This window comes from Micromonospora sp. NPDC049048 (assembly GCF_043197615.1).
Taxonomy (GTDB): Bacteria; Actinomycetota; Actinomycetes; order Mycobacteriales; family Micromonosporaceae; genus Micromonospora.
This window is the reverse complement of the sequence record NZ_JBICTM010000001.1, coordinates 815,758-838,061: the sequence shown is the minus strand read 5'-3', so window position 1 is coordinate 838,061 and position 22,304 is coordinate 815,758. Positions and strand designations below refer to the sequence as shown.

The following is a 22,304-nucleotide window of genomic DNA, read 5'->3' as shown; positions in this document are numbered from 1 at the left end:
GTGCTCGTACTCAGGGCCGGGTGTGCTCGTACACCCAGGTGGCGTAGCCGGGATCGCCGCTGTCCACCCGGCTCACCAGGATCTCCGGCACCTCGTACGGGTGGCTGGCCCGGATCTGCTCCACCAGCGCGGCGGCCCGGTCCGGTGCGGTCTTGAACTGCACCGACCACTCGGTGCTGGTCTCCACCCCGGAACGCCACCAGTAGGTGCTGTCCACCTGGCCGCCCACCTGCGCGCAGGCCGCGAGCCGTCCCGCGACGGCCGCCGCCGCCATCACGTCAGCGACCGAGCGGGCGTCCACCACAGTCGTCACCACGCAGATCTGGTCCACGAGCGCACCCTACGCGGCACCGTCCCGATTGGCCGCGATCCACTCGTCTATCCGCGCCCACCAGTCGAAAAGCCAGTCGATCCGCTCCTGCCGACCGGCCGGCACCTCCTCCGGCGGCACCGACCAGAAACGCATGACGATCCGCTTGTCCATCGGCAGTTCCCGCCACACGTCACCGACGGTGAGCATCCGGTCCAGGCCGGTGTGTGCCACGAAGATCACCCCGGCGTCGGGCGCCGCGTCCAGAGCCGCGAGCAGCCCGCCCGGCTGCGGGGCGAGCACGTGCCGCATCCGTTCCGCGCGCCGCGCCATGAGTTCGAGGCCGAGCGCGCGCAGCCGGTCGATGGCCCGCAGCCGGCGACCGGGGGTGAAGTTGCCGCCCTCCGGAAAGATCACGAAGGCGTCGTCGTCGTCCAGGCCCTGCGCCAGGTGCCCGATCTGCTCGGTCACCGATCCCCGACCGTCCGGGCCCGGCGCGAGGAAGCGGTTCGGCAGCCGGTTGAGCAGCACGTCGACCGCCGGGTCCCACTGGAGGCTGTCCTTCAGCACGATCCGCGGCTCCCGGTTGAACCAGTTGACCAGGGCGTGGATGAGGATGAACGAGTCGCCGGGGCCGGCGTGCCGGCAGAGCACCAGCTCGGGCCGGCCGGGCAGGGCCGTGTCGGGGTCGGTGCCCACCACGTCGATGCTCAGGTGCAGCGCCCAGCGGGCCTGCCAGAAGAGGATCCGCAGGAACCAGCCGGCGAGCACGTAGTGGGCCCGCTGGAAGCCCGGCGAGCGGACCCGCCAGCCGAAGCCGGAGGCGACCCAGAGCAGGAAGAGCGCGAGCAGCGCCGAGGCGTCCCAGACCAGGTAGACGCAGCCGAGCCAGAGCAGGCGCAACGGCCGCAGCCGGCCCGGAACGAGCGGCGAGACGGCCGCCGCGAGCAGCGCCCAGACCGGCAGGGTCGTCACCACCAGGAAGGCGAGCAGCACCACGCCGGGGGCCAGGAACAACCGGCGGGCCCACCTCGGCGGCAGCGGCATCAGTGCTCCAGCTGCGTGGCCAGGTAGCGCCGGGAGGCCGTGTAGGCGCGGCTGATCCGCCGCCCCACCGCCGCCATGTCGCGGTACGCCCACGGCGTGTCGTCGCGCGGCTCCAACCCTCCCGTGGGCAGCACGTGCACCTCCACCCCGTCGGGCAGGGCCGCCATCTCCCGGGCGAACCGGTGCCGCCGGGCGATCTCGAACGCGACCTGGGCGATCTCCCAGGGCCGCCGGGGCGGCGTCAGTTCCCGCTCGATCCGGCCCACCTGGAGTACGAAGATGCGCTTCGCGCCCACGGCGACGGCCTCCCCGATGGGGATGGAGTTGACGATCCCGCCGTCGACGTAGTGCTGGTCGTCGATCCGGGCCGGCGGCAGCAGCCCCGGCACCGAGGCGGAGGCGAGTACGGCCGGCACCAGCGGCCCGCGGTCGAACCAGTGCTCCGCGGCCCGCTCGATGTTGGCCGCGCAGCAGCGGAAGGGCACCTGGAGGTCGGCGAAGGTGGTCTCCGCGCCCAGCTCCGCCTCCAGCAGCTTGCGCAGCGGGCGCGGCGAGTGCAGGTGGGTACGGGCGGCGAACCGGCGCAGTTGGCGGGCCACCGAGTCGCCGTACACCTCGCTCGCCTCGGGGGAGGCCCAGAGCCGGACCAGCCGGTCGGTGACCGCCTCAGACGGTTCGGCGGCGACCAGCGCGCCGTTGACCGCCCCGATCGAGGTCCCCAGCACCAGGTCGGGCGTGATGCCGGCCCGGAACAGTGCCCGCAGCATGCCCACCTCGACAGCGCCGAGGACTCCCCCGCCCCCCAGTACGAACGCCACCGGTCCCCGCGACATGGCCTCATCCTGGCACGGGCGCGAAAGGGGCCGCCCGGGGCCGCCCGGCGAGGTGGCGGCGACGACGCTCTCCGGCGCAGGCCAGCAGCTCGTCGGGGTCGCCCACGTCGAAGGTGCGCTCGGCGTTCCAGGGTCGGCGGCTGCCGGGGCCGCCAGGACCGGGCCCGGCTCCGGAAGGTAGCCGACCGTTGACAGGCCCGACACATTCACGCAACCTGATAGCGCTCCCACAGCGAGGCAGGTGCGATCCGTGAAGCCAGCACTGCACCCCGGCCGGTTGCTGGCCCGCCGGTACCGGCTCGTCGACCAGATCGGCGCCGGTGGCATGTCGGTGATCTGGCGGGCGCGGGACGAGGTCCTCGACCGGACCGTGGCGCTGAAGGTGCTCGCCCCGTCGCTCGCGGCCGACGCCCGCTTCCGCGACATGGTGCGCGAGGAGGCGCGCGCCGCCGCCCAGCTCGTCCACCCCCACGTCACCTCGGTGCACGACTACGGCGAGACGGTCGCGCCCGACGGTTCGATCACGTCGTTCGTGGTGATGGAGCTGCTGACCGGCGAGGAGTTGGAGGTCCGGCTCACCGAGGGGCCGATGCCGTGGACCGAGGCGGCCGAGGTCGGGGCCCAGGTGGCGGACGCGCTCGCCGCCGCCCACCGGCTCGGCATCGTGCACCGGGACATCACCCCGGCCAACGTCATGATGACCCGGGCGGGGGCCAAGGTGCTCGACTTCGGCATCGCCACCCGGATCGGCGCGCCGGACGACGACGAGGACGGGGGCACCTTCGGCACGCCCGCGTACGTGGCCCCGGAGCGGCTCGACGGGGCGCCCGCCCAGCCGGCGACCGACGTGTACTCCCTCGGCGTGCTGCTCTACGAGGCGCTGACCGGTCGGGTGCCGTACCCGGCGGACACCTGGGAGCAGCTCAGCGAGGCGCTCGCCGGGGCGGGGCCACCCTCGCTGGCGGACCTGCCGGGCCTGCCGCCGGAGGTGGCCCGCACGTGCCTGCGCTGCCTGGCGCGAGACCCGCTGGACCGGCCCACCGCGCGCCAGGTCGCCACGCTCCTGCGGGACCAACTGCTCCCCGCCGACCCGCAGGCCGCCACCATGCTCGCGCCGACGGTCACCCTCCCGACGCTGCCGGCCCCGGCACCGGCGGCCACCGTCCCCCAGGCAGCTGCCACCCCCGCCACCCTGCCGCTGGCAGCAGGACCGGGCGGGGCAGCAGGAGGGCCGGGCGGGAAGGCGGGACCGGACGAGGCGGCAGGGCCGGGCAGCGGGGCGGAGACGCGCAGCGCCCGCCTCGCCCGCCAGCGGCGTCGACGTCGCCTGCCACGGCCGGTGCTGGTCGTGCCGGTCGTACTGCTCGTGGGGGTGGCGCTGGCCGTGCCCGCGATCCGTCAGGAGGAGGCGAGCCCGCCCCGGGCGCTGCCCACCACGGGTCCGTCCGAGCCGGCGGCCTCCGCCACGCCGACGGCCGACGTCGTACCGCCCCCGGCGACCTCGGCGCCGACGTCCGCCGCACCGGTCGCGCCCGGGCCGGCCCGGACACCGCCGGAACCCGGCGACCTCATCGAGGCGGCCAACCGGGTCGACGGGTTGATCGGCGCGGGCCTCGACGACGGGGGGATCCGCCCCGACGTGGGCCTCGACTTCCGCAACGAGCTGCGCAACCTGACCGACGCGGCCCGCGCCCGCTCCGGCGACCTGGGCGAGCGGATCGCCCGGCTCCGCGAGAAGGTCGCGGTGCGACGCGGTGAGGGCGCCGTCACCGACGCGTACGCCCGCCGGCTGGACAGCGCGATCACCGCGCTCGCCGCCGCGCAGGTCTGACCGGCGGTCAGCGGGCCCTGGCCCGGACCGGCCTGCGCGCCTCCACGGCCGCCACCTCGGCGATGAAGCGCCGGTACACGTCCTCGTAGCCGACGGCCATCTTCTCGGTGGAGAAGCTCTCCGCCACGTGCGCGACGCAGGCCGCCGGGTCGAGGTCCGTCGCCGCCCGCAACGCGGCGGGCAGCTCGTCCACGTGCTCGCAGATCAGGCCGGTCGTCCCGGGCCGGACGAGTTCCGGTACGGCGCCCCGGTCCAGCGCCACCACGGGCGTGCCGGTCGCCATCGCCTCCACCATCACCATGCCGAACGGTTCCTCCCACTGGATCGGCATGATCAGGCACCGGGCCTCGACCAGCAGCCGCAGCGCCTCGGCCCGGCCCGCGTCGAACACCACCCGGACGTCCTCGCCGAGCAGGGGCCGGACCGCCTGGTCGTAGTAGCGGTGCTCGGCCGGCTCGTTGCACTTGCCGGCCAGCACCAGCGGCAGACCGGCCGCGCGGCACGCCCGGATCGCGGCGTCCGGGCCCTTGTCGGGGCTGAACCGGGCCAGCCAGAGCACCGGCCCCTGCGAGGGCGCGGTCTTGTGCGGGACGCCCCGGAGGTCCATCGCGTTGTGCACCGTGCCGACCCAGGGCAGCGCCGGATTCAGCCGGCGTTGGGCGTGCGAGATGGCCACCAGCCCGACGCCCGTGTCGGCCTCGCTGAGCACGTCGCCGTACTCGCCCACGGGGTTGCCGTGCACGGTGGCCACGGTGGGCACGACCCGGTGGCCGGCGATCAGCGGGCCGATGGTGGTGTGGTCGTGGACGACGTCGAAGTCGCCCGCGTGGACCCGGTGGTTGACCCGGGCCAGGTGGGCCAGCTCGGGCAGCGCCTCGCCGAGCCGCTCGAACTGCAGGTCGGGCACCGTGGAGACGAACTCGGCCGGTGTGCCGTGCTCGCGGCCGGCCCCGAAGACGGTGACCTGGTGACCTCGCTCGATCAGCGTCTCCACCAGGCCGGTCACCACCTGCTCCAGCCCGCCGTAGCCGGGTGGCGGCACCGACAGCCAGGGCGGCACCACCATCGCGATCCGCAACGGTCCCTGTGCCGATCGCTCGGGCGACGGATGCTCGACGGCCACGGAACCTCCCCCTCGGTCACTGCTGTGCAGCACCGGCCGCCTCGCCCCGACCGGGCCCCGCCTGAGGGGCGGGATCCCCGCCGGTTTCCCGGCGGCGGCACCACTAAACGGGATGATCCGGGCGGTCACCCGCCGACGAGGAGCCGGTTCCGCACCGCCCGTACCCCCTCGCCGGACCACGCCGTCCGCTCCGCCTCGTCCCGTTCCCACCACGATCGGACGACCCCGGCGAGCACGACCGTGTCCCCGTCCAGCTCGACGGTCACCCGCTCGGTGCCGAGGCCGCGCCCGAGCGCCCGCTGGAGGTCGCGCCGTCGGCGCTCGGCGTCCGGCTGGATGACGGGCCGCACGTCGACCAGGTTGGTCACCCCGCGTACGCCCCGCAGCCGGCGCAGCTCCCACTCGGCGGTACGCCGTTGCCAGCCGAACTCCACCTCGCCCCGGAGCAGCACCCAGCCGTCGGACACGGTGACGTCGAGTCGCTCGGCGGGCACGAAGCTGTCCCACTCCAGTGCCCGGCTCGCCGCGATCGCGATCTCGGCGTCCGTACGCCCCGGCTCGCCGGGCAGCCGCACCTCGATCTCGTCGGCGACCGCCCGCACCCCCCGTACGCGCTGCGCGCAGCGTCGCGCCGCCCAGGTGAGCGCGTACGCGTCGACCTGACCGGTCAGGGTCACCACGCCGTCGTGGACGCTCACCCCGATCTCGTTCGGCTGCACCTGGGCGTCCCAGGCCAGTTCGTCGAGCACGTCCCGCTGGATCCGCTCGTCCGTCCGGACGGCCGCTGCCGTGGTCATCGCACCCCCCCGTACGCCTCACCGGTCCTCGCCGACGATGCCGGCGCGAAGGGTGACGGCGGTTCACCCGCACCGGGTGAACCGCCGTCTGGGGAGGGAGCGGCGGGTGACGGAGCCAACCCCCTTGGCCCCGCCACCCGCCGCCGGAGGGAGGAGGAATGTCGTGGTTACCGGTTACGACGCCTCGGCGAGCGTCACGGTCGCGGTGGATTCGCTGCCGTTGCGCTTGTAGGTCACCTGGACCCGGTCGCCGACCTTGCCGGCCTGCACGGCGCCGACCAGGTCGTCCGAGTCGTTGACCGGCTTGTCGCCGAACCGGGTCACCACGTCGCCGCGCTGCAGTCCGGCCTTCTCGGCGGCGCTGCCCGGGGTGACCGCCGCGACCAGGGCGCCCCCGCCCTCGGCGGTGGTCACGCTGACCCCCAGCGACGGGTGGCTGACCTTCTCGCCCCGCTGGAGCTTGCCGGCCACGTCCTTGGCCTTGTTGCTGGGGATCGCGAAGCCGAGGCCGATGTTGCCGGTGCTGCCCTGCCCGGCGGTGGCGATCGCGGTGTTGATGCCGATCACCTCGCCCCGGGTGTTGACCAGGGCGCCGCCGGAGTTGCCGGGGTTGATCGGCGCGTCGGTCTGGAGCAGCCCGGCGATCGAGGAGGCTCCCTGGTTGGACTCCTGCCGCTGCTCGCCGCTGCCCGCCTGGATGGTGCGGTCCCGGGCGCTGAGGATGCCGGCGGTGACGGAGCCCTGGAGGCCCAGCGGGCTGCCGAGGGCGAGCACCTGGTCGCCGACCTGCATCGCGTCGCTGTCGCCGAAGGTGGCGGCCTTCAAGCCGCTGACGCCGCTGGCCTTCACCACCGCCAGGTCGGTCTTCGGGTCGGTGCCGACGATCCGGGCCTGGGCCGTCTTGCCGTCGGCGAAGGTCACCACGACCCGGTCCCCGCTGCCGGAGGAGACGACGTGGTTGTTGGTGAGCACGAAGCCGTCGGCGGTGAGGATCACGCCGGAGCCCTCGCCGTTGTCCGTCGCGATCGAGACGACGCTGGGCTGCACGGCGGCGGCGATCCGGGGCAGGTCGGCGCTGTTGATGATGGGCGCGGCCGAGTAGTTGCGCGTGATGCCGGAGTCGCCGTCGACGGCGAGCGCGAGCGCCCCGCCGGCGACGCCCGAGCCGAGCATCAGCGCGAACACCGCGACGCCCGCGCCGGCGAACTTGGCGATCCGGCCGGGGCGAGGGCCCGCCTGCGGGGGCGCCCACGGCGGCAGCGGCTGGCCGGGGTGGTGCGGCTGGTGGCCGTACGGCTGGCCCGGCTGTCCCCCGCCACCCCAGCCGGACTGCTGGCCGTACCAGGGCGCGCCGGGCTGGCCGGCGGCCTGCGCGTAGCCGGGCTGCGGATAGCCCGGCTGGCCCACGGCGTGCGGGTGGCCGGGCTGCCCGGGTGCCTGCGGATGCCCCTGCTGGGGCTGGCCGGGGGCCGGATACTGCGCGCCGGCCGGGGCCGGCGCGAAGGGACCGGGCGGGGTGGGTGGCGCGGCCTCGGGGGCGCGGGCCGGCTCGCCGGCGCGCGGGCCGTCGGCGGCCGGGCCCACCTCGGCGGTACGCGACGCCTCGCCACCGGCCGAGGGGTGGCCGCCGGAGACGGGGGCCGAGGAGTGTCCGCCGACGACGGGGGCTGCGGGGTGGCCGCCGGAGACGGGGGTCGCGGGGTGGCCGCCGGAGACGGGGGTCGGCTCGCCGGCGGGCGGCGTGGTGAAGCCGACGGTGGGGGCGGAGTCGGACTGCGCGCGCTCGGCGCGCGGCAGCTCGGCGGTGGGGTGCGACGGCTCGGCGTCGGGGTGGGCCGGCCGGCGCTGCGGGTCGGACTCGTGCTCGGTCATGTCTCCACCTTGCCGCGCACCACTGCGATCCGCCTGGAACCCACCTGAATGTTGGCTGAAAGTCACTCGCCCTCGGCGTCGCCATCGTCCTCGGCGTCACCCTCCGGCACGAGCGGGAGCCGGACCCGGAAGGTCGCTCCCCCACCGGGGGTCTCGGCGACCTCGACCGTGCCGTGCTGGGCGCGCACCAGCGCCGCGACGATGGCCAGGCCCAGCCCGGTGCCGGTGTTGCCCCCGGCCCGCCGGGTACGCGCCGCGTCCACCCGGTAGAAGCGCTCGAAGACGCGTTCCGCCTGTTCAGGGGTGAGTCCGGGGCCGGTGTCCGCCACCTCCACCACGGCCAGGTTCCCCGGCTCGGAACGCAGCCGCAGGGTCACCGAGGCGTCCGGCGGGGTGTGCGTGAGGGCGTTGGTCATCAGGTTGCCGATGACCTGGCGCAGCCGGGCGTCGTCGCCGTAGACCACCAGCGGGCCGGAGCCGGGCCTGACGTCCAGCTCGATCCGGCGCTCCGGTGCCACCACCCGGGCGGCCTCGACCGCCTCGCTGGCCAGCACGGGCAGCTCCACCGGGGCGAGGGTGAGCGGTCGTTCCCGATCCAGTCGGGCCAGCAGCAGCAGGTCCTCCACCAGCAGCCCCATCCGGGCCGCCTCCTGCTCGATGCGGCGCAGCAGGTCGGCGGTCTGCTCCGGCGCGCGGGCCGCGCCCTGCCGGTAGAGCTCGGCGAAGCCCCGGATGGTGGTCAGCGGGGTCCGCAGCTCGTGCGAGGCGTCCGCCACGAACTGCCGCATCCGCTCCTCGGAGCGCCGGGCCCGCGCCTCCGAGGCCAACGCCGCGCCGGCCGCGTCCCGGGCGCTGGCCTCGGCGGACCGGGCGGCCAGCTCGGAGGCCGCCCGCGCCGTGAAGGCGACCTCGATCTGGTTCAGCATGGCGTTCAACGCCCGGGAGAGCCGACCCAGCTCCGAGGTCGGCACGGGTTGCCCCTGCTCCGGGTCGGGCACCCGCCGGGTGAGATCACCCCCGGCGATGGCGGCAGCCGTACGCTCGATCTCCACCAGCGGCTTCAGGCTGGTACGGACGATCGCCGCCCCGATGGAGGCGAGCAGGATCAGCACCGCGCCACCGACCAGCAGGTCTATCCAGACCAGCCGCTTGACGGCCCGGTCGACGTCGCTCAGGTGCTGCCCGACAATGAGGATCTCGCCGTCCGGCAACTGCGTGTAGAGCATCCGCCAGCGGGACCTGTGGTCCTCGGAGGTGACCGTACGCGGCTTGCCGGTCTGTTCCGCGAAGCCCTCGACGGTGTCCGGGAGCCGGGGCAGCTGCTCGGACCGGAAGTTGCGGTAGTCGTAGACGGGCGACATCACCTCACCCGGCTGGGCCAGGGCCACGACGAAGTCGCTGGGCAGCACGGTGCCGCCCCGGCCGCCCTCCTTGTAGAGATTCAGCGCCGCGTCGACGGAGCGCGTGGTGCCGCGCAGTTCCCCGTCCACCTGCTCGATGAGGTAGCCCCGCAGGAAGACGGTGGTCAACGAGCTGATCACCAGGAGCGCGGCGGCGACCAGGGCGAGCACCGCGGCGACCAACTTCACCCGCAGCGGTACGCCGCGCAGCCACGTCTTTCCCTGGTGGAGCGCGTTCACGCCGCCGGCTTGCGGAGGACGTAGCCGACGCCTCGCAGCGTGTGGATCAGTCGGGGCTGGGTGTTGTCCACCTTGCGGCGCAGATAGGAGATGTAGGACTCGACGATGTTGTCGTCGCCCCGGAAGTCGTAGTTCCACACGTGGTCGAGGATCTGCGCCTTCGACAGCACCCGGTTGGCGTTCAGCATCAGATAGCGCAGCAGCTTGAACTCGGTCGGCGAGAGCTGCACCCGCTGGCCGGCGCGGTGCACCTCGTGGGTCTCCTCGTCCAGCTCCAGGTCGGCGAAGGTGAGCCGGGAGGGCGCCTGCTCGCCGCTGCTGGTCCGCCGCAGCACCGCCCGGATGCGGGCGGTCAACTCCTCCAGGCTGAACGGCTTGGTGACGTAGTCGTCGCCGCCCAGGGTCAGCCCGCGGATCTTGTCGTCGGTGGCGTCGCGGGCGGTGAGGAAGACCACCGGCGTACGGGTGCCGCCCTCGCGCAGCATCCGGATGACCTCGAAGCCGTCCAGGTCCGGCAGCATCACGTCGAGCACCACCAGGTCGGGCCGGTGGTCCTTGGCGGCGTTGAGGGCGGAACTGCCGCTCGTCGCTGTGGCCACGTCGAAGCCCGCGAAGCGTAGGCTCGCGGAGAGCAGTTCGAGGATGTTGGGATCGTCCTCGACGACGAGCAGTCGCGCCTCGGTCTGGGTAGTGGCCATGCCCGCCATCATCCGTGTTCTCGCTGCGTCCGCGCTGGGCACTCGCTGGAAATAACCTGTGAGACGACGACCGCTCAGCGCAGCAGCCGGCGCAGCCCGTCCAGCGCGCCGTCGAGCAGTCGTACGGCGGTGCGCAGCTGCGAGTCGGTCGGTCGCCGGGCCCGTACCAGCGCTCCCGCCTCCCCGGCGAAGGCGGCCAGCCGCTGGTCGAACTCGTCGAGCGGCGTCGGCGCGGGGCCGGGCGCCGACGCCGGGCCGGCGGGGGGCGCGGGGGTGGGGTTGGGGGGCGACCAGCGGGTACGGCGGGTCCGCGGGACCGCCTCGCGCAGCTCCCGCTCCAGGTCGCGGACGGTGCCGCAGACCTCGTGGTGGATCTCTCCGAGCCGGTCGGACAACTCCCGCACCGAGGCGACGATGTCCGACTCCAGGGCGGTGAGCTCGCCGGATCGCTGCCGCAGCTCGGCCCGGCCCGCCTCGGTGATCTCGTAGACCTTGCGGCCTCCGACGGCGGTGTGGGTGACGAGCCCCTCGGTCTCCAACCGCCGCAACCGGGGATAGATCGTGCCGGCGCTGGGCGCGTAGAGGCCCTGGAAGCGTGCCTCCAGCAGCCGGATCAGCTCGTAGCCGTGCTTCGGGCCGTCGTCGAGGAGCTTGAGCAGGTAGAGCCGGAGCCGCCCGTGACTGAACACGGCGGTCACGGCAGCCCGCCCTCGCCGTGGCCCACGGGGCCTCCCCTGTACGACGCGACGCCGCTGACAGCGCCGGATGGGCAGGACACTAACGCGATACATCGCGACGGAACAAGCGGACAACCACCGTCACGGGCCACCGCACCCAACGCGACACCCGCCCACTCGCGATCAGGACGCCATGGACCTCAAAACTGCCCCGTGAGGTCCATGACGTCCTGATCGTCACGGATGTTCGCGCCTCCGCAGCGAAGGCGCTCACGGCTGCGGCGACTCACCGAGCTTGTGCGAGGCTGCCGGGGGCGTGCCGGCGACGGGGCCGGACGTCGTCGCCGGAGGTGTTTGATGATCATCGAGTCGCGTTTCAACGGGCCGCCCGGTTCGGGCAACGGCGGCTGGAGCGCCGGTGTCTTCGCCGCCGGGTCCGGCGCTCCGGGGCCGGTCGAGGTCACGCTGCGTCGCCCGCCTCCGCTGGAGACCCCGCTCACTCTCGTCGACGGGGAGGTCCGCGACCGGCAGGGCGTCGTGGTCGCCCAGGTCCGCCCCACGGAGGACCCCCGGGCGGTGGTGCCGCCGGTGCAACTGCCGGCCGCGCGAGCCGCCTCGGCGGCGTACGCCGGACTGGTCGACCACCCCTTCCCCGGCTGCTACGTCTGCGGCCCGGACCGGGTCGACGGGCTGCGGATCTTTCCGGGGCGGCTGCCGGACGGTCGTACCGCCGCGCCGTTCCGGGTGCCGGCTTCCGTCACGACGCCCACCGTCTGGGCGGCGCTGGACTGCCCCGGGGGCTGGGCGGTGATCGCTCCCGGCCGGCCGTACGTCCTCGGCCGGATCGCGGCGGTGGTCGCGGCGCTGCCCGAACCCGGCGACGAGTGCGTGGTGACCGGCGTCATGGTCGGCGGCGAGGGCCGCAAGGCGCTCGTGCACACCAGCCTGTACGCCCCCGACGGCACCCTCCTGGCCTGGGCCCGGGCGACCTGGATCTCGGTGGCCGAAGAGATCGGATAATCCTCCCTGGGGATGAGCGCCTCCCGCCTGAGGCGGAGGTGGATCAAAGAAGCGCGCCTGATTGACCTGCTTGCGCCCGCCCGCCACGCTGTGTCACGGCGTACCCCGACGCCACCGCACGAAGGAGAGCAATGACTGACGGGCAGAGAAGCCCCACCGTTGACGGTCAGATCGTGGTGTCCGGCCTGACGAAGCAGTACAAGAACGTCCGGGCCGTCAACAACCTGTCGTTCACCGTCGAACCGGGGCGGGTGACCGGCTTCCTCGGCCCCAACGGTGCCGGCAAGACCACCACGCTGCGGATGCTGCTGAACCTGGTCACCCCGACCAGCGGCGAGGCGTTCATCGGCGGGCGGCGGTACGCCGACCTGACCGACCCGCTGCGGCACGTCGGTGCCGTGCTGGAGGCGTCCAGCGCGCACAAGGGTCGTACCGGCATCAACCACCTGCGGGTGATCGCGGCGGCGGCCGGGCTGCCGAAGAGCCGGGCCGACGAGGTGCTGGCGCAGGTCGGGCTCACCCCGGCGGCGAAGCGCAAGTTCAAGGGCTACTCGCTCGGCATGAAGCAGCGGCTCGGCATCGCCGCCGCCATGCTGGGCGACCCGCGCGTGCTGGTCCTCGACGAGCCCGCCAACGGGCTCGACCCGGAGGGCATCCGGTGGATGCGCGGGTTCCTCAAGAGCCTCGCGCACGAGGGCCGCACCGTGCTGGTCTCCAGCCACCTGCTGTCGGAGATGCAGCTGCTCGCCGACGACGTGGTGATCATCGCGGCGGGGCAGCTGGTCCGGCAGGGCACGGTCGAGCAGGTGATCGGCTCGATGGCGCAGGGCGTCCGGGTGCGGGTACGCACCCCGCAGGCCGACGCGCTGACCGCCGCCCTCAAGGACGGACCGGCCACCGTCGACGTCGACGAGCACGGCGTCCTGCTGGTGGGCGGGGTGGACGCCCCGACCGTGGGGCGGGCCGCCCTGACGGCGGGCGTCGAACTGCACGAACTGACCACGGAACGACCCGACCTCGAACGGGTCTTCCTGGAGCTGACGGCCGGAAAGGCGGGCATCCGATGAACCTCGTCCGGTCCGAGCTTCTCAAGATCCGTACCACCAGCGCGTGGTGGTGGCTGGCGATCGCCGCGTTCCTGTCGATCGCGCTGGCCTTCGCGTTCAACGCCTGGGTCGCCAACGAGACGTTGAGCGGCAACGCCGAGGAACTGGGCGTCACGGGCGACCAGGCCTCCGCGGCGGCGCAGGCCGCGAACCTCTACACCTCCGGGCAGTACCTGGGCCTGATGTTCGTGATGCTGATCGGCATCCTGATGGTCACCAACGAGTTCTTCCACCAGACGGCGACCACGACGTTCCTGGCCACGCCACGGCGTACGTCGGTGATCATCAGCAAGCTGGTCGCGGCCAGCCTGCTCGGCTTCGCCTTCTGGCTGGTGACCACGCTGATCGACCTGGTGGCCGGGGCACTGTTCCTCTCGGCCAACGGCCACGGCACCCTGCTCGGCGAGTGGGCCGTGCAGCGCGCGCTGCTGCTCAACCTGCTGGCGTACGCGATCTGGACGGTCCTCGGCATCGGCATCGGCACGCTGATCACCAACCAGCTCGGCGCGGTGATCACCGCCGCGGTGCTGTACCTGGTCGGCACGCAGGTCGTGGGGCTGCTCTTCGTGCTGCTGTCGAACCTGCTCAACAGCGAGGCCGTCATCAAGTGGCAGGTGATCTGGCCGGCCGTCGCCTCGACGGTGATGGTCAGCGAGGGCGAGACGGACTTCACCCCCGCGTGGTGGGTCGGCGCACTCGTGCTGATCGGCTACGCCGTGGTGAGCGGGGTCGCCGGTGTCCTGATCACCCGGCGGCGCGACATCTCCTGACGGGTACGGACGACGACGACGGCGGGGGTGGTGCGGCGCACCACCCCCGCTGCCGTCGCGGCGGCCGTCGCCCACATGCGGGGCCATACCAGCAGCCGACCAAACACGCAGCGTATGGTGAACTTCTGGCATCTTCTGTGAAACCGACCACGCGTCGGAGGCGGAAATGCCTGCGGCATCCGTACGGCGTAGCCTGGGAGCCGTCTCGTGCGCGCTCGCAGGTAGGGCGTTACGGACACCGCGTGCCACACAAAACCCGCGTGAAAGAGGCGATTACCGGCCGTGTCGACCCAGCAGACTTCGCAGGAGAACCCGCTGGCGGGTTTCGGTCCGAACGAATGGATCGTCGAGGAGATGTACCAGCGTTACCTCGCCGACCCCACCAGCGTCGATTCGGCCTGGCACGACTTCTTCGCGGACTACCGCCCGGCGCCCGGCGCCGGAAAGCCGCGTGGAGCTGAGCAGGCCCCGAAGCCGGCCGCCAAGCCGGAGCCCGCCGGCCAGCAGGAGGCGGCCACCACGGTCGCGCAGCCGGCGGAGAAGAAGCCGGCCGAGAAGAAGCCGGAGCCCACGCAGGAGAAGCCCGCGGCCAAGGCCGCCCCGGCCAAGCCGGCGCCCGCGAAGGCGGCCCCCGCCAAGCCGGCGGGGACCAAGCCGACCGCCACCGGCCCGCAGACCACCCCGCTGCGTGGCGTGGCGGCGAAGATCGTCCAGAACATGGACGCCTCGCTGGCCGTGCCGACCGCCACCAGCGTGCGCGCCGTCCCGGCCAAGCTGCTGGTCGACAACCGCATCGTGATCAACAACCACCTCGCCCGTGGGCGCGGTGGCAAGGTCAGCTTCACCCACCTCATCGGCTACGCGATGGTCCGCGCCCTGGTCGCCCACCCGGAGATGAACAACTCCTTCGCCGAGACCGACGGCAAGCCGGTGATGGTCCGGCCCGAGCACGTCAACCTGGGCATCGCGATCGACCTTTCCAAGCCGGACGGCAGCCGCAACCTGGTGGTCCCCTCCATCAAGGCCTGCGAGCAGATGGACTTCCGGCAGTTCTGGCAGGCGTACGAGGACGTGGTCCGGCGCGCCCGCCGCAACGAGCTGACCATGGACGACTACTCCGGCACCACGATCTCGCTGACCAACCCCGGCGGCATCGGCACCGTGCACTCGATGCCGCGGCTCATGCAGGGGCAGAGCGCCATCATCGGTGTCGGCGCGATGGAATACCCGGCCCCCTACCAGGGCATGTCCGAGGCCACCCTGGCCGACCTGGCCGTCAGCAAGGTCATCACCCTCACCAGCACGTACGACCACCGGATCATCCAGGGTGCCCAGTCCGGCGAGTTCCTGAAGGTCATGCACGAGCTGCTGCTCGGCGAGCACGGCTTCTACGACCAGATCTTCACCTCGCTGCGCATCCCCTACGAGCCGGTGCGCTGGATGCGCGACGTCGCGGTCAACAGCGAGGGCCAGATCAACAAGACCGCCCGGGTGCACGAGCTGATCCACGCGTACCGCGTGCGCGGGCACCTGATGGCCGACACCGACCCGCTCGAGTTCAAGATCCGTAAGCACCCCGACCTGGACGTGCTCCAGCACGGGCTGACGCTCTGGGACCTCGACCGCGAGTTCCCGGTCAACGGCTTCGCCGGCAAGCAGCGCATGAAGCTGCGCGCCGTCCTCGGTGTGCTGCGCGACTCGTACTGCCGGCGCGTCGGCATCGAGTACATGCACATCCAGGACCCGGAGGAGCGGCGCTGGATCCAGGAGCGGATCGAGCGCAAGTACGAGAAGCCGTCGGCCGACGAGCAGAAGCACGTGCTCAACCGGCTCAACGCCGCCGAGGCGTTCGAGACCTTCCTCCAGACCAAGTACGTCGGGCAGAAGCGCTTCTCGCTGGAGGGCGGCGAGTCGCTGATCCCGCTGCTCGGCGAGGTGCTGGAGGCCTCCGCCGAGGGCGGCCTGGACGAGGTCGTCATCGGCATGGCCCACCGGGGTCGGCTCAACGTGCTGGCCAACATCGTCGGCAAGCCGTACGAGAAGATCTTCTCGGAGTTCGAGGGGCACCTCGACCCGCGCTCCACCCAGGGTTCCGGCGACGTGAAGTACCACCTGGGCCAGAACGGCAAGTTCACCACGCCCGACGGCGACCACTCGGTCAAGGTCTCGGTGGTGGCGAACCCGTCGCACCTGGAGGCCGTCGACCCGGTGCTGGAGGGCATCGTCCGGGCCAAGCAGGACCGCATAGACCTCAAGCTGGAGGGCTACACCGTGCTGCCGCTGGCGGTGCACGGTGACGCCGCCTTCGCGGGCCAGGGCGTGGTCGCCGAGACCCTCAACCTCTCGCAGCTCAGCGGTTACCGCACCGGCGGCACCGTCCACGTGGTGGTCAACAACCAGGTCGGCTTCACCACCGCCCCGGAGTACAGCCGCTCCAGCCTCTACAGCACCGACGTCGCCCGGATGATCCAGGCGCCGATCTTCCACGTCAACGGTGACGACCCCGAGGCCGTGGTCCGGGTCGCCCGGCTGGCCTTCGAGTACCGGCAGGAGTTCAACAAGGACGTCGTCATCGACATGGTCTGCTACCGGCGGCGCGGGCACAACGAGGGCGACGACCCGTCGATGTCCAACCCGCAGATGTACAAGATCATCGACTCGAAGCGGTCCGTCCGGAAGCTCTACACCGAGGAGCTGATCGGGCGCGGCGATATCACCGTGGAGGACGCGGAGGAGCTGCTGCGCGACTACCAGGCGCAGCTCGAGCGGGTCTTCAAGGCCACCCGCGACGCGGCCACCACCCCGCGGCAGCTCAGCCGCCCCAAGCGGGAGGACGAGCCGGAGCCGCAGGTGCAGACCGCCACGGACGCCGCCGTCGTCAGGGCCATCGGCGACGCGCACGTCAACCTGCCGGAGGGCTTCACCCCGCACAAGCGGATCCAGCAGCTGCTCGACCGGCGGGCCAAGATGTCCGTCGAGGGCAACATCGACTGGGGCTTCGGCGAGATCATCGCGTTCGGCTCGCTGCTGCACGACGGGGTCACCGTCCGGCTCGCCGGGCAGGACTCCCGCCGGGGCACCTTCGTGCAGCGGCACGCCTCCGTGGTCGACGCGCAGACCGGCAACGACTACCTGCCGTTGCAGTCGCTGACCGCCGACGGCGAGCGGTCGCGGTTCTTCGTGCACGACTCCCTGCTCAGCGAGTACGCGGCGATGGGCTTCGAGTACGGCTACTCGGTGGAGAACCTCGACGCGCTGGTCTGCTGGGAGGCGCAGTTCGGCGACTTCGTCAACGGCGCCCAGTCGGTGATCGACGAGTTCATCTCCTCCGGCGAGGTGAAGTGGGGCCAGCGTTCCGCCGTCACGCTGCTGCTGCCGCACGGCCACGAGGGCCAGGGCCCGGACCACACCTCCGGCCGCCCGGAGCGGTTCCTGCAGATGTGCGCCGAGGACAACATGCGGGTGTCCATCCCGACGACCCCGGCGAACTACTTCCACCTGCTGCGCCGCCAGGCGCTGTCGCCGAAGCGCAAGCCGCTGGTGGTGTTCACGCCGAAGTCGCTGCTGCGGCACAAGCTCTGCGTCTCCCCGGTGGAGGACTTCACCACCGGCACCTTCCAGCCGGTCCTGCCCGACTCGGGCTCCCCGGCGCCGGAGCAGGTGAAGCGGGTGCTGCTCTGCTCGGGCAAGGTCTACTACGACCTGTTCCAGGCCCGGCAGGAGCGCGGTGTCACCGACACCGCGATCATCCGGATCGAGCAGCTCTACCCGATGCCGGTCGAGGAGATCCGGGCCGCCCTGGCGGCGTACCCGAACGCCGAGGACTTCGCCTGGGTGCAGGAGGAGCCGGCCAACCAGGGTGCCTGGTCGTTCGTCGCGCTCAACCTGCTGGAGCACCTGTCGGAGGTACGGCTGCGCCGGATCTCCCGCCCGGCTGCGGCAGCCCCCGCCGTCGGCTCCGCCAAGATGCACGAGGTCGAGCACACCGCGCTGATCGAGGCGGCCCTGCCCCGCCCGTGACCTGACGCACCGCCGAGCGCACCGGGGCAGAGCCCGTCGACCCTGACGGCTCTGCCCCGGTCGCCGTCCCGGCTCCCGCCGCCGGCAGGTCCGGCGGCACCACGGCCCGCACAGCACAGCGACGAAGAGGGAACGGACAGGATGTACTTCACCGACCGCGGTATCGAGGAACTGGTCGAGCGCCGGGGCGAGGAGCAGGTCAGCATGGAGTGGCTCGGCGAGCGCCTACGCGACTTCGTGGACCTCAACCCCGAGTTCGAGACCCCGATCGAGCGCTTCGCCACCTGGCTCGCCCGCCTCGACGACGAGGACGAGGACTGAGCCGGATCACCCCGGAGCAACGGACGTCCCTGGTGCCCCCACCGAACCGCTCCCGCCGCACACCCGTACGCCGGTCGGCCCTGGCGGCGGGTGCCGCCGTGGCGCTGCTGCTCGCGGGCTGCGGCGCGGAACCCCCACGCCCCGTGCCGGCGCCGGGGAGCGCAACTGGGTCCCCGGCGGTGGACCTGCCCCCGGTCTTCTACGTCGACCCGGGCAACCCGGCGGCGGCGGAGGCGGACCGGTGGGAGGCGCTGGGCCGGACCGCCGACGCGGCGGCGCTGCGCCGGATCGGCACGCGGCCCAGCGCGAAGTGGCTGACCGGCGGGCCGGCGGTCCGCGACGAGGTGGACGCGTTCCTGGGGCGGGCGGCGCTCGCCGGCCAGACGCCGCTGCTGGTGGTGCACAACATCCCCGACCGCGACTGCGGTCGGCAGGGCACCGGCGGGGCCGGCGGTCCGGCGGAGTACCAGCGCTGGATCCGCGACCTCGCGGCGGGCGTCGGAGGCCGGCCGGTCACCGTGGTCCTCGAACCCGGGGCGGTGCCGGACGCCGTGCAGGGCTGCGTCCGCGACCCCGACGGGCGGCTCACGCTGCTGCGGGACGCCGTCACGGTGCTCGGCAGCACCGGCAGCGCCCGGGTCTACGTCGACGCGGGGCACCCCGGCTGGGTCTCCGATGTGGCCGCGCTCGCGGCGGCGCTCGACCGGGCGGGGATCGGCGAGGCCGACGGCTTCGCGCTCAACGTGGCCAACTTCGTCGACACCGCGCAGAACGTCCGCTACGGCCACCGCGTCTCCGACGCCCTCGGCGGCGGCACCCGGTTCGTCGTCGACACCAGCCGCAGCGGCAACGGCCCCCACGCGGGCACCACGGTGGGCGGCGCGCCCAGCTGGTGCAATCCGCCGGGGCGGGCGCTCGGTGAGGAGCCGACGGCCGACCCGGGCCTGCCACGGGTGGACGCGCTGCTCTGGATCAAGTACCCGGGTGAGTCCGACGGCGCCTGCCGCCCCGGGGAGCCGGACAGCGGCGTCTGGTGGCCCGAGTACGCCCTCGGCCTGGCCCGGCGCGCCGGCTGACCCCACCCGGCCGACCCGGGCAGGTCAACCGCTCAGCCGGCCCGGGCCGGTCAGGGCAGCCGGCCGGTCAGGGCAGCGGGTTGGTCAGGGCAGCGGGTCGGTCAGCCGCGCCGCCGCGTTCCGCCGGTGCCAGGCCGGTCCGCCGCAGCTTCTGCCAGCCCAGCCGGCCGCCGGTCAACGCGGTGACCACCGACTGGAGCATCACCAGGTACATCAGTTGCCGGTAGACGAACTGCTGGAGCGGCAGCACCCACAGCACGCCCAGCTTCTCCCGGTCCAGCCGGAACGCCACCACGGCGGTCAGTGCCTGCAACCCGAGCATGGCCAGCCAGGCCACCGCCGTGGCGGTGCTGTCCAGGAAGAACAACCCGTACAGGGCCATCAGGTCGATCACCGGCGCCAGCAGGGGCAGCAGCACCCCGAACAGGCTGAGGAAGGCCAGGCAGCGGCGGGTGAACCGGCCGGACGCGCCCCGGTCGAGCAGGGACCGCCGGTGCTTCCACATCGCCTGCATGGTGCCGTAGCTCCACCGGTAGCGCTGCTTCCACAGCTGCCCCATCGTCGCCGGGGCCTCGGTCCAGGCGCGCGCCGTCTCCTCGTACACCACCTTCCAGCCGGCCCGGCCCAGCGCCATGGTGATGTCGGTGTCCTCGGCCAGGGTGTCGTCGGTCATCCCGCCGGCGTACACCAGCGCCTCCCGCCGGAAGCCGCCGATCGCCCCCGGCACCGTCGACATGCAGCGCATCGACTCGTAGAGGCGGCGGTCGAGGTTGAAGCCGATCACGTACTCGATGTGCTGCCACTTGGCGATCAGGCTGTCCCGGTTGCCCACCTTGACGTTGCCGGCCACCGCGCCGACCTGCGGGTCGGCGAACGGCTGCACCAGCCGCCGGACGGAGTCCCGTTCGAGGATGGTGTCGCCGTCGACCATCACGATCAGGTCGTGCCGGGCCAGCGCGACGCCGGTGTTCAACGCGCTCGGCTTGCCGCCGTTGGGCCTGCGGACCACCCGGACGTTCGGCAGGCCGAGCCCCTCGGCGATGTCGGCGGTGCCGTCGGTGGAGCCGTCGTCGACGACGACCACCTCGATCCCCCCGGGATGGTCGCCGGTGGCCAGCGAGCGGACCGCCGCCGCGATCCCCTCCTTCTCGTTGTACGCCGGGACGATCACCGACACCGGCGCGGTGACCGGCGGCCCCCAGGTCCAGTCCCGGGCACGCCGCCGCCGGGCGTGCCGCCCGGCGAGCAGGAAGAGCAGTGCGGTACGCCCGACCGTGAGCACCCCGACGACGACGAAGAGCAGCCCGAAGCCGCTCATCGTCCGGTCCGCGCCCCGCACCGCCCAGCCCAGCATCCGCCCCCGCCACCGGTCCCCGACGGAGGCGGCCGGGTTGCCGATCACCTCGTGCTGCACCCCCGCGCCGGCCAACGCCTGGTTCAGCCCGCCGGTGACGGTGGTGAACTCGTACCCGCGCGCCTTCATCAACGGGATGAACCGGTCCAGCGCCTCGACGGTCTGCGCGCGGTCGCCGCCGGCGTCGTGCCACAGCGTGATCGCGCCCGCGTACCCGGACGGCGTGGCGTTCTCGACGATCCGCTCGACGCCCGGCAGCGCCCAGTCCCGACTGTCGGTGTCGTTGAGCACCGTCAGGTAGCCCAGGTCGCCGGCCTCGGTGACCAGCGGCCAGTCCCGGTCGTCGAGCGCGTGGGCGTGCGAGGAGTACGGGAACCGCACCAGCGAACTCCGGATTCCCGCCGCGCCGGCGACCGCGAGCTGGGTCTGGGCGTACTCCATGCGGCGCCGCCAGCCCGGCATGGTGCTCAGGTCGGGGTGGGTGAAGGTGTGCACCCCGATCTCGTGCCCGGCCGCCGACATCTCCCGGACCAGCTCGGGATGCCGGGCGACCTGCGCCCCCAGCACGAAGAAGGTGGCCCTGACCTGGTGGGCGTCCAGCACCCGGAGCACCTCCCGGGTCCAGTACGGGTCCGGGCCGTCGTCGAAGGTCAGCGAGACGGTGCGGGGCGGCAGCCGGTAGGAACGGGTCCGCTCGTCACCGGCGCTGATGATCGGCCCGCCCCGCACCACCTCGTCGGGCACCCGGTCCTGGCCGGTGCCGGCCGGCCGGCGCTCGGGCACGAAGGCGGCGTTCGCGTACGCGTCGACGAGGAGCACACCGGCCAGGACGACGAGCAGCATGCCGAGCACGGTCCAGCTGGGCGGCGGCGCGACCCGCCGGGCCCGGCGGTGGCGGCGGACGGCCGTCCCGGACCCGCGCGGACGCGCGCGGTCAGCCATCGCCGTCCGCTTCCCCGGGAGCGGGCGGCGGCTCGATCACCGGGGACGGTTCCTCCGGCGGCGGCTCGGCTGCCGGCGGGGCGGGTGGGGTGGTGGTCGCGGGTGACCGTGAGACCGGGGGCGGGGTGGTGCGGCCGGGGGCGGATGGCGTGCCGGCGGGCGTCTGCGCCGGACGCGAGGACGACCGGGGCGCCGCCGGGGTGCCCGAGGTCGACCTGTCGCCGGGCACGACCGGCGCGGACCGTCCGACGGCCGGCTCCGGGGCGGCGGGCGCCGGCGGCGGGGTCCAGGGGCGTCGGGTGGACTCGACGAAGGGCAGGACGTTCTCCGGGCTCACCGGTCCCCCGACGAAGCTCATCCCGACCAGGGCGGTGTACGCCACGCCGGCCAGCCCCAGGGCGTACGCGAGCCAGCGCAGCCGCTGCCGGCGTCGCCCGCTCGGGTCGACGAAGACCGGCGCGGACGAGGGCACGGCGGCGTGGACGGCGGTCGGGGCGTCCGCCCCCGGTCGGGCGTCCGCCGCAGCCCGGACCGTCGGAGTGCCCACCATCGACAGCGGTGCCCCCGGCGCGTGGACCGCCGGGCGGACCACCGTGGGCGCGTCCACCGCCGGCAGCGGTGCCGTCGGGCGGACCACTGTCGGGGCGTCCACCGCCGGCAGCGGCGCCGTCGGGGCGTCGGCCGTCGGGTGGACCACTGTCGGCGCGTCGACCGGCGCGTGGACGACCGTCGGCGCGTGGGTACCGGCCGGCACGACGGCTGGCCCTACATTCGTCTCCTGGACGACGGTCGGGCTGTCGATGGCCGCCTGAGCTGCGGCGGAACGGTCGGGCACGGGTAGCGAGTCTAGGAACGTCGCCGGTCGGA

General features: G+C 73.4%; 18 protein-coding genes. 7 read left to right on the top strand and 11 right to left on the bottom strand.

Translation table 11 applies throughout. The annotated features are described in order from the left end of the window. Nucleotides 1-10: 10 nt before the first annotated feature. From cutA to ACGFIG_RS03995, 3 genes are read right to left on the bottom strand one after another with little or no spacing between them, the layout of a single operon-like run. The gene (gene cutA / locus ACGFIG_RS04005) at nt 11-331 is read right to left on the bottom strand and encodes a divalent-cation tolerance protein CutA (RefSeq protein WP_392998896.1); all 321 of its coding nucleotides are present in this window, start codon (nt 329-331) and stop codon (nt 11-13) included. Between the two features lie 9 nt (nt 332-340). Further along, nucleotides 341-1,357 carry a 1-acyl-sn-glycerol-3-phosphate acyltransferase gene (locus ACGFIG_RS04000; RefSeq protein WP_392998894.1) on the bottom strand — a complete coding sequence of 339 codons (1,017 nt, stop codon included), beginning with the start codon at nt 1,355-1,357 and terminating at the stop codon, nt 341-343. Further along, complete coding sequence (locus tag ACGFIG_RS03995) at nt 1,357-2,190, bottom strand: patatin-like phospholipase family protein (protein ID WP_392998892.1); 834 nt, start codon at nt 2,188-2,190, stop codon at nt 1,357-1,359. The genes ACGFIG_RS04000 and ACGFIG_RS03995 overlap by 1 nt, the downstream gene beginning before the upstream one ends. A gap of 250 nt (nt 2,191-2,440) precedes the next feature. Between ACGFIG_RS03995 and ACGFIG_RS03990 the strand changes: the two genes are divergently transcribed. Further along, complete coding sequence (locus tag ACGFIG_RS03990) at nt 2,441-4,021, top strand: protein kinase (RefSeq protein ID WP_392998890.1); 1,581 nt, start codon at nt 2,441-2,443, stop codon at nt 4,019-4,021. Between the two features lie 7 nt (nt 4,022-4,028). Here the strand turns inward: ACGFIG_RS03990 and ACGFIG_RS03985 are convergent, their stop codons facing one another. From ACGFIG_RS03985 to ACGFIG_RS03960, 6 genes are all read right to left on the bottom strand, one after another. Then, the gene (locus tag ACGFIG_RS03985; protein ID WP_392999428.1) at nt 4,029-5,087 is read right to left on the bottom strand and encodes a glycosyltransferase family 4 protein; all 1,059 of its coding nucleotides are present in this window, start codon (nt 5,085-5,087) and stop codon (nt 4,029-4,031) included. Nucleotides 5,088-5,269: 182 nt separating this feature from the next. Next, complete coding sequence (locus ACGFIG_RS03980; RefSeq protein WP_392998889.1) at nt 5,270-5,941, bottom strand: BON domain-containing protein; 672 nt, start codon at nt 5,939-5,941, stop codon at nt 5,270-5,272. 174 nt (nt 5,942-6,115) lie between these two features. Beyond that, a complete protein-coding gene (locus ACGFIG_RS03975) occupies nt 6,116-7,813 on the bottom strand; it encodes a trypsin-like peptidase domain-containing protein (protein WP_392998887.1) in 1,698 nt (565 codons plus the stop codon). A 62-nt stretch (nt 7,814-7,875) separates the two neighbouring features. Then, nucleotides 7,876-9,453 carry a sensor histidine kinase gene (locus tag ACGFIG_RS03970; protein WP_392998885.1) on the bottom strand — a complete coding sequence of 526 codons (1,578 nt, stop codon included), beginning with the start codon at nt 9,451-9,453 and terminating at the stop codon, nt 7,876-7,878. Beyond that, a complete protein-coding gene (locus ACGFIG_RS03965; protein ID WP_392998883.1) occupies nt 9,450-10,151 on the bottom strand; it encodes a response regulator transcription factor in 702 nt (233 codons plus the stop codon). Before ACGFIG_RS03965 ends, ACGFIG_RS03970 begins: the two co-directional genes overlap by 4 nt. 74 nt (nt 10,152-10,225) lie before the next feature. After that, on the bottom strand, nt 10,226-10,849 hold the full coding sequence (locus ACGFIG_RS03960) for a PadR family transcriptional regulator (protein ID WP_392998881.1): 624 nt from the start codon (nt 10,847-10,849) through the stop codon (nt 10,226-10,228). Between the two features lie 336 nt (nt 10,850-11,185). Between ACGFIG_RS03960 and ACGFIG_RS03955 the strand changes: the two genes are divergently transcribed. The 6 genes from ACGFIG_RS03955 (at nt 11,186) to ACGFIG_RS03930 (ending at nt 19,141) form a co-directional block, all read left to right on the top strand. Then, complete coding sequence (locus tag ACGFIG_RS03955) at nt 11,186-11,848, top strand: hypothetical protein (RefSeq protein WP_392998879.1); 663 nt, start codon at nt 11,186-11,188, stop codon at nt 11,846-11,848. Between the two features lie 131 nt (nt 11,849-11,979). Further along, on the top strand, nt 11,980-12,915 hold the full coding sequence (locus ACGFIG_RS03950) for an ABC transporter ATP-binding protein (protein ID WP_392998877.1): 936 nt from the start codon (nt 11,980-11,982) through the stop codon (nt 12,913-12,915). Beyond that, the gene (locus ACGFIG_RS03945) at nt 12,912-13,724 is read left to right on the top strand and encodes an ABC transporter permease (protein WP_392998875.1); all 813 of its coding nucleotides are present in this window, start codon (nt 12,912-12,914) and stop codon (nt 13,722-13,724) included. The genes ACGFIG_RS03950 and ACGFIG_RS03945 overlap by 4 nt, the downstream gene beginning before the upstream one ends. Nucleotides 13,725-14,006: 282 nt before the next feature. After that, on the top strand, nt 14,007-17,744 hold the full coding sequence (locus ACGFIG_RS03940) for a multifunctional oxoglutarate decarboxylase/oxoglutarate dehydrogenase thiamine pyrophosphate-binding subunit/dihydrolipoyllysine-residue succinyltransferase subunit (protein WP_392998873.1): 3,738 nt from the start codon (nt 14,007-14,009) through the stop codon (nt 17,742-17,744). Between the two features lie 141 nt (nt 17,745-17,885). Beyond that, complete coding sequence (locus ACGFIG_RS03935) at nt 17,886-18,065, top strand: DUF6104 family protein (RefSeq protein ID WP_392998871.1); 180 nt, start codon at nt 17,886-17,888, stop codon at nt 18,063-18,065. Between the two features lie 32 nt (nt 18,066-18,097). Further along, the gene (locus ACGFIG_RS03930) at nt 18,098-19,141 is read left to right on the top strand and encodes a glycoside hydrolase family 6 protein (RefSeq protein WP_392998869.1); all 1,044 of its coding nucleotides are present in this window, start codon (nt 18,098-18,100) and stop codon (nt 19,139-19,141) included. Between the two features lie 67 nt (nt 19,142-19,208). Here the strand turns inward: ACGFIG_RS03930 and ACGFIG_RS03925 are convergent, their stop codons facing one another. Then, a complete protein-coding gene (locus tag ACGFIG_RS03925) occupies nt 19,209-21,437 on the bottom strand; it encodes a bifunctional polysaccharide deacetylase/glycosyltransferase family 2 protein (protein WP_392998867.1) in 2,229 nt (742 codons plus the stop codon). After that, nucleotides 21,430-22,272 carry a hypothetical protein gene (locus tag ACGFIG_RS03920; RefSeq protein ID WP_392998865.1) on the bottom strand — a complete coding sequence of 281 codons (843 nt, stop codon included), beginning with the start codon at nt 22,270-22,272 and terminating at the stop codon, nt 21,430-21,432. Before ACGFIG_RS03920 ends, ACGFIG_RS03925 begins: the two co-directional genes overlap by 8 nt. Between the last annotated feature and the right edge of the window lie 32 nt (nt 22,273-22,304).

Bases quoted from the DNA above. Each gene is read 5' to 3' on its own strand.
- ACGFIG_RS03950 (WP_392998877.1), top strand. From the start codon at position 11,980: ATGACTGACGGGCAGAGAAGCCCCACCGTTGACGGTCAGATCGTGGTG.
- ACGFIG_RS03980 (WP_392998889.1), bottom strand. From the start codon at position 5,941: ATGACCACGGCAGCGGCCGTCCGGACGGACGAGCGGATCCAGCGGGAC.
- ACGFIG_RS03935 (WP_392998871.1), top strand. From the start codon at position 17,886: ATGTACTTCACCGACCGCGGTATCGAGGAACTGGTCGAGCGCCGGGGC.
- ACGFIG_RS03995 (WP_392998892.1), bottom strand. From the start codon at position 2,190: ATGTCGCGGGGACCGGTGGCGTTCGTACTGGGGGGCGGGGGAGTCCTC.
- ACGFIG_RS03955 (WP_392998879.1), top strand. From the start codon at position 11,186: ATGATCATCGAGTCGCGTTTCAACGGGCCGCCCGGTTCGGGCAACGGC.
- ACGFIG_RS03925 (WP_392998867.1), bottom strand. From the start codon at position 21,437: ATGGCTGACCGCGCGCGTCCGCGCGGGTCCGGGACGGCCGTCCGCCGC.
- ACGFIG_RS03975 (WP_392998887.1), bottom strand. From the start codon at position 7,813: ATGACCGAGCACGAGTCCGACCCGCAGCGCCGGCCGGCCCACCCCGAC.
- ACGFIG_RS03945 (WP_392998875.1), top strand. From the start codon at position 12,912: ATGAACCTCGTCCGGTCCGAGCTTCTCAAGATCCGTACCACCAGCGCG.
- ACGFIG_RS04000 (WP_392998894.1), bottom strand. From the start codon at position 1,357: ATGCCGCTGCCGCCGAGGTGGGCCCGCCGGTTGTTCCTGGCCCCCGGC.
- ACGFIG_RS03985 (WP_392999428.1), bottom strand. From the start codon at position 5,087: ATGGTGGTGCCGCCCTGGCTGTCGGTGCCGCCACCCGGCTACGGCGGG.
- ACGFIG_RS03965 (WP_392998883.1), bottom strand. From the start codon at position 10,151: ATGGCCACTACCCAGACCGAGGCGCGACTGCTCGTCGTCGAGGACGAT.